The organism is Mesorhizobium sp. M4A.F.Ca.ET.022.05.2.1 (genome assembly GCF_003998845.1).
Taxonomy (GTDB): domain Bacteria; phylum Pseudomonadota; class Alphaproteobacteria; order Rhizobiales; family Rhizobiaceae; genus Mesorhizobium.
In genome coordinates this window covers 1-5,291 of sequence record NZ_RZOJ01000417.1, presented here as the reverse complement: position 1 = coordinate 5,291, position 5,291 = coordinate 1, and the positions used below count along the sequence as shown (strand labels likewise).

Genomic DNA, 5,291 nt, shown 5'->3' with positions numbered 1-5,291 from the left:
CCTTGCGGGCCCGCCTGCGCGGCGGATCGCGCGTATCCAGCCAGGCCTGCCGGGTTTGGCGCAGGCGGTCGATCCGCTGGACGCGCGGCGGATCGTCGAGCGCCGCCGAGATCGCCTGCGCCAGCGCGGCGGGGTCGGGCTCGACCAGGCCTGGCTGGCCCGCCTCGGCCAGCCAGGCCTCGGCGTTCGCGCCGACATTGGTCGCAACGACCGGCAACCCCGCCTCGATGCAGGCTGCGACGGTCGCGCCGGTCGATGCGGCCCGCGCGGGAACGACCGCAAGCGCCCCGGTCCTGGCGGCACGGTCGAGCCTTGTGTTCAGGTCCGCATTCGCCAACAGGTTAAGCTTGAACGGCCATCGCTCGGCGCGCCGCACAACCAGTCCGCCGCTATGCTCGCCCATGATCCTTCCGAACGGACCAAAGGCGGTGATGCTAAGGTCCTTGGGCGCCGCCGTCGCAAGGATGTCCAGCGCATCGCACAACAGCGTCAGACCATCGCGATGCCGCCACCCGGCCAGCACGACAAGCTCGCTTGCGCTTCCCTTGCCGGTCGACGGCAGCGCGCCGGCAGGGTCTACAGCGTCCCGCAACAGCGGTATCACCGAAAACTTCCTGGCCTTCCAGCCCTTCGACACCATCCACCTGCGTAAGGCTGCCGACACGCAGATCGTCCCGTCGGCCATCTCGGCGCAATATTTCTCCATGAAGGCGACGGCAATCGCCGAGGTGCTGTCCATGAATGCCTTGTCGGCTTCATGCTCCCATTGCGCGGGAGCATGGGCGACGATGACGATGGGCGGCGCGGTGAACGCTGCTGTCTCGGCCGCGAGCAAGGTGAAGTAGGGCAGCCCGCCCTCGAGCGGCGCATAGACCAGGTCGTGGCCGGACCGTTCGAGATAGTGCAGCACGGCGGCCGACCGGCTCTCGGGCGTCGCCAGCGAGGGCAGCAACCGATCCGAGCTGTCGAGCACATGCAGCCGGACCGAGGTCGTCTCCAGCGCGTGGCGGTGCGCCGCCATCGTTTCGGAGGAGGGCTCTTGCTGGCCCGGCACCCATAGCAGGGTGACCTCGTCGCCGTCCGCGGCGAAAAGCCTGGCCAGCGCGACCATGGCCGCTTCGTCTTCGCCGCGACGGCCGATCACGCTCGTCATGACACAGACGCGGCGACGCCCGCCTTCCGGCTGCAACGGCCTTAGCTCCTTGCCACCAACGGCCATCGAAATTCCTTGTTCAGTTCCACCGCAAGCGCCTCCGCGGCGCGATCCCTTCCGTCATGATGCCCGTGCCAGGTTTACTTTTTGGTGATCATGCTTCTGCGCTGTCGGTAAACCAAGTCCTCAAGCAGTTCCTAAAATGGCTGTGCAATCAAACGACTGTTACAACTTTAGCGACGCGGCATAAGCAATCTTTACGGCTCCTGGCTAGTCATGACGGCATATCAGGAGGCGCAAATGAAAACGACAATGATGTTTCTCGGTGCGCTCGTCGTAATGGGCGCCACGGTCTCGGCGAGCTCCGCCGACCAACTTATGCGGCCGCGCATCAACCTCGGCAGTGCCAACGTCAAGACGATCAGCGGCGACCGCGGCGGCTATGTGATCGACTATGCTATCCGTGCGCTGAAGATGCGCCGCAGCGGCACCTTCGTGCGCTTCAGCGGCGCCTGCGACTCGGCCTGCACACTCTATCTGTCGATGCCCAGGAGTAAGGTCTGCATCACGCAGCGCGCGTCGTTCGGCTTTCACCTGCCGTATGGCGCCGGCGCGCGCGGCAACCAGGTGGCCGCCAATTTCATGATGAAGAACTATCCCGGCTGGGTTCGCGGCTGGATCGCCAAGCGCGGCGGGCTGAAGGGTTCCATCGCGACGATGACCTACGCCGATGCGAGCCGCTTTCTGCCGACATGTCCTTCCGAACAGCGCGGCACGACCATCGCCAGCCTCGGTCCGACCCGACTGCGCGGCGGCTGATCCCGCGAACCAGTGTTGAAAAGCATCACGATGGCGGGCGCTGGGCAGCGCCCGCCATCGCCGATCCATGCTGCGGCGGTGCAATTGATCCAAGGGGTCGTTGGTGTATTTTCGGTGCCGTCGTCGTCTTCGCGGGCCTCGTGCGAATGCAGCCATGTCAAAAGTTCGTGCTTATCGCCTCGCCAAGGACCGGATCCCAAGCGCTCAACCGCCATCTCAATCAGTATGACGGGATGGTGATGCATGGCGAGGTCTTCAATTCGACCTTTGTCGGCCTGCGCAACGACTACCACGAGAAGATGAACCTGCCCCGTGAGGCCGTAGAGGTGCGGGACGCCGACCCCGAGCAATTCATCGCGCGGATCTTCGACGACCCGGTGGCCCGCTTTGTCGGCTTCCACATATTTCCCGAGCAGACGCGGCCGGCCATTCTTCCGGTGCTGGAAGACGACAGCGTCAAGAAGCTCTGGCTCGTCAGGAACCCGGTCGCGTCCTTCCTTTCACTGCTCGAGGCGGAGGCGTCCGGCGTCTGGACTGTCGATGCCTCGGAGCCGCTGCCCGCTGGCGATCACCGCAAGAAAGTGCGTTTCGACATCGACCGGTTCAATTCTTACCTCAACGAACTCAACCTGTTTCGGGCCAAGATCAAATCCGTGCTGTTCGAGACCGGGCAGCCATATTTCCCGATCCACTATGGCGACATCGCCGACCCGCTGGTCGGAAACGCCATCATAGCCTATCTCGGCGGCTCCCAGCGCCTCGACCGTTTCAAGACTGAGACCCTGAAGTCGCCGCCGCGCCCCTTTGCCGAGCGCATCGAGAACTACTGGGAATTCACCGCCTATTTCAGGGCCATCTCCACGGAAGCTTTTTACGCGCTGGGGTGAGGCCGGTGCGGGCGGCGAGGGCGGTCGCGGCGCCGCCGTCGCCTGCGTCGAAAATTCGTCGGCTTCCGACCCTTAGCCGATGTCCGGACCGGCAGGCGGCGGGCCAAAAGCTGCGTCGATCAGGCGTTCGGTTAACCAATCCTCAACAAGCTTGGTTAATGCATGCTTGATTTTGTTGACTCTTTTTCGGCGCAGACCGATTCTGTCATGGGGGTTTGAAGGCTTTTGGCCGTGGCCGGGCCGAAGCGCAAACTGGCGGCGGGTATTCCTATGAGTGTTGCTGCGATTGCCGACATCATTGGCGGCACTGGCTCGGCGAGCCGTACCGGCATGGCGGGCAGGGCAGAGCCGTGAGCGTCCGGAGAGCATCGAAGGTGAGCCCGATTTCGGCGCGCGACGTGCGTTTCCGGCGCATGAGCCTGCAGATCATTTGCACTGGTCTGCTGTCGTGGCTGCTGCTTGGCGTCTACCGGAGCATCATCGTCGATCCGCAAACGACGCTTGGGGGCCTTGTGGCATCCATCCCCAAGGGATTGGCATCGAGCTACTACGACCTCGTCGTCATAGCGTCGATGACGGCGACAGCCTTGATCCTGCTCTTTCTGCTCAAGGCCAGCCGTCTTGGGTCCGCCGTCGTCTTCTTCCTTTTCTACCTTGCCGTCCTGGTGTCGCTGAGCTGGGGGTTTGCGAACATAAATCTGGTCAAGATGCTGGGCGAGCCGTTCACCTTCCAGTGGCTGGTCTATGGCGACTTCCTCCAGAATGCGGACGCCAGGAACGCCATGGGCGACGCGCTCAACTTCAGGGAAGTCGCTATCCTGTCGGTGTCCATCGCCCTGGTGCTTGTTCTCGGCTCTGCCGCGGCCAGACTGTGGCTGCGGCTGGGTGTCATCGGTCACAGGGTCCTTCTGGGCGCACTCGTGCTCGGCGTCGCGGGCGCCTTGGTCGGCACGGGCTATCACGTGCATGCGGAAGCGCTGCCGGCGGCGAAGATCGACAATCCGATCGTGCATTTCGTCGAATCGGCCCTGCTCAGTCCGACGCCGGTGGTGCTGACCATGAGCGCCAACGACAAGGATCCAGATGTCGCCAGCGTCGGCGAGCGTCCGCCGGAAACCTCCAGCTTCAAGGCGCCGACGCCGAATCCCATCAAGAACGTGCTGATCTTCATGATGGAGTCAGTGCCGTCAAAATACATCGAGACGTTTGGCGGCAAGTACCCGGTCACGCCGAACATCAAGAGCTATGCCGCGGACTCCATACGCTTCGACAACATCTACGCGCATGCCCCTTCCACGCATTACTCGCTATTTTCTCTGTTTACCTCGATGTACAACGACATCTCATACTACGGCATGACGATGCAGCATCCGTATCTGCCGCTGGATTCGATCTCCAACACGCTCTCCGCGCACAGCTTTCGCACCGGCTTCTTCTGGAGCGCGGATTCCCGGTTCCAGCGGGTCGACGAATTCCTGCTCAACAAGGGGCTTGATACGATCCAGGATTATCGCGGGCAGAAATGCGCCACTCCCACCTTCAAGCTCAGTTCCGAGCAGTGGAAGAACATGGATTACAACAGTGATCTGTGCACGGCGCAGTCGACCATCGACTGGATGAACAAGGACGAGGGGAATCCTTTCTTCGCCATCATGTTCACGGCGATGACCCATTATCCTTACATCACCGACAGCCCGATGTTCTCGAAGATGGCGCCTTCCTCCCACACCGGGCTGGTCCACTACTCGGACGACGAAAAATTCAATGCCTACCTCAATGCCCTCAAGGTCGGCGATACGGCGCTTGGCGAAATCCTCGAGTCGCTGAAGCAGTCGGGCAAGCTCGATTCGACTTTGGTCGTGATCCTTGGCGATCATGGCGAGGCGTTCGGAGAGCATGACGACTATGTCCATGCCAGCGCGATCTATGAGGAGAACGTCCACATCCCGCTGATCATGATCAACAAGCATCTCTTCCATGATCAGGTCGTGCATTCCGTCGGCGGCATCGTCGACATCGCCCCGACCATCCTCGACATACTCGGTCTTCCGCTGCCCAAGCAGTGGCAGGGGCGCAGCCTGTTCAGCGAGCAGCGGCCGAACAAGACCTTCTTCTTCAATCCCTGGGCTGGCTTCCTGTTCGGCTACCGCGAGGACGACCGCAAGGTCGTCTTCAATGCGACCACCGGCAAGGTCGAGCAGTATGACCTCAAGGCCGATCCCGACGAGCGGACAAATCTCTTCAACGACAAAAGCGACCGCAGCGCGCTGCTGCAGCCGATCGCCGGATGGGTGCAGTCGCAGCGGCGGCGCGTCGCCGATCTGGTCGCTGCCGAGGCCAAAAACACCGCGCGCTGCACCGTCACCAACCTGGAGATCGACGCCACCGGCACGGAGTTCGAAGGACCGCCGCGCCTGGATGTCCTGGTGGAT

4 protein-coding genes are annotated in these 5,291 nt (G+C 62.4%); 3 read left to right on the top strand and 1 reads right to left on the bottom strand.

Annotation, left to right across the window (positions count from 1 at the left end; translation table 11 throughout):
• Positions 1–1,219 (bottom strand): glycosyltransferase (locus EN745_RS29320; RefSeq protein WP_127422852.1); only part of this gene is annotated, 1,219 nt, incomplete at its 3' end.
• A gap of 234 nt (positions 1,220–1,453) precedes the next feature.
• Here EN745_RS29320 and EN745_RS29315 point away from each other — a divergent pair.
• The 3 genes from EN745_RS29315 to EN745_RS29305 form a co-directional block, all read left to right on the top strand.
• Positions 1,454–1,972 (top strand): hypothetical protein, encoded by a 519-nt coding sequence (locus EN745_RS29315; RefSeq protein WP_245455529.1) that lies wholly within the window; start codon positions 1,454–1,456, stop codon positions 1,970–1,972.
• 146 nt (positions 1,973–2,118) lie between these two features.
• The gene (locus EN745_RS29310; protein ID WP_127422851.1) at positions 2,119–2,859 is read left to right on the top strand and encodes a hypothetical protein; all 741 of its coding nucleotides are present in this window, start codon (positions 2,119–2,121) and stop codon (positions 2,857–2,859) included.
• A gap of 374 nt (positions 2,860–3,233) precedes the next feature.
• A partial coding sequence (locus EN745_RS29305; RefSeq protein ID WP_127422850.1) for a sulfatase occupies positions 3,234–5,291 on the top strand: 2,058 nt, incomplete at its 3' end.

What these genes read in the sequence shown, in the direction of transcription:
- EN745_RS29315 (WP_245455529.1), top strand. Translation starts at nt 1,454, where the DNA reads ATGAAAACGACAATGATGTTTCTCGGTGCGCTCGTCGTAATGGGCGCC.
- EN745_RS29310 (WP_127422851.1), top strand. Translation starts at nt 2,119, where the DNA reads ATGCAGCCATGTCAAAAGTTCGTGCTTATCGCCTCGCCAAGGACCGGA.